Source organism: Methylobacterium oxalidis, assembly GCF_007992195.1.
Taxonomy (GTDB): domain Bacteria; phylum Pseudomonadota; class Alphaproteobacteria; order Rhizobiales; family Beijerinckiaceae; genus Methylobacterium; species Methylobacterium oxalidis.
On sequence record NZ_BJZU01000314.1, the window covers coordinates 1 to 936 of the forward strand.

At 61.4% G+C, this 936-nt stretch carries 2 protein-coding genes; one reads left to right on the forward strand and one right to left on the reverse strand.

The features are described 5' to 3' along the window. Positions 1-6 precede the first annotated feature (6 nt). Positions 7-273 (reverse strand): hypothetical protein, encoded by a 267-nt coding sequence (locus MOX02_RS30765; RefSeq protein ID WP_147029537.1) that lies wholly within the window; start codon positions 271-273, stop codon positions 7-9. 279 nt (positions 274-552) lie between these two features. On the opposite strand from MOX02_RS30765, the gene MOX02_RS30770 reads away from it, so the two are divergent. Continuing rightward, positions 553-780, forward strand: a complete 228-nt coding sequence (locus MOX02_RS30770) for a hypothetical protein (RefSeq protein ID WP_147029538.1) — start codon at positions 553-555, stop codon at positions 778-780. The last annotated feature ends 156 nt before the right edge of the window (positions 781-936 follow it).

Sequence of the window (936 nt, forward strand, 5' to 3'; positions counted from 1 at the left end):
CTAAGGTCAGTGAGCACCGGTTGAGCCCGCGCCGGCCTTTGAAGCCGGAGCGGCTTTCGTGGAACTCGGGCTCGTGTCCTTCGCAGCGCCAGTTGCAGTGCCCGTGGTGGCGACACCGTCTTTGGCAGGCATGCCCTTCTCGGTGTTGCTCTTCACGCTACCCGGATTGTTGAGGTTCTTCTCCGCAGATCCAGCAGTGCCAGCCTGGGCCAGCGCAGCGCCGGACAGCGAGGTGACCAGCAGGGCGCTGAGTGCAAGGGAACCGATACGCATAGTGAACTCCCTCTCGGATGCAGAACACAACTGCTCGATTGCGCTGCTTCGCGTCGCTGAGCAGAGATTGGCTTGCACCAACTCAGGAAAATCGGACGTTCCGAGATGAACCGGCTGTGACGCGGCACGCGGCCCTCTGTTCATCTTGCGCCCGCTGCCCGGAGAAGTCGCAACCCACGAGGTGGGATGCCACAAGTCAAGCTGTTGCCCCACGCAAGGTGTTCTGGCGGAACGTGTTGTTCCGGCGGATCGTTACGTGCTCCCACATGGGAGGCAACAATGCTGAAGACGGCACAAGCAAGCGCATTTCTGTGGCTCGTGATTGCAAGCCAAGCCATTGCGCAGGTGACCACAGCCCCGACCACACCTGCTCCTGCTCAGCCTACCGCACCGGCCACCACACACGCAGCTGGCGGAACGAACTGGCTCTGGCTGCTGATCCTGGCTGCACTGATTGCAGTAGCGGTCTGGTACTTCATGCGCCGGCGTGGAGCACCCCGGCTTTGATGTTGCAGGCGCTGTAAGAGGCACCCCTGACGACAACCCGAGACAGCGATACTGAGGAGAAGATCATGGCCGAGACACAAGCGCAGAAAACCTCGGCGCAAGGCTCTTCAGGAGCCAAGCAATCCGGTAGCGGCCAGGGTCAACAACGGAGCGAGA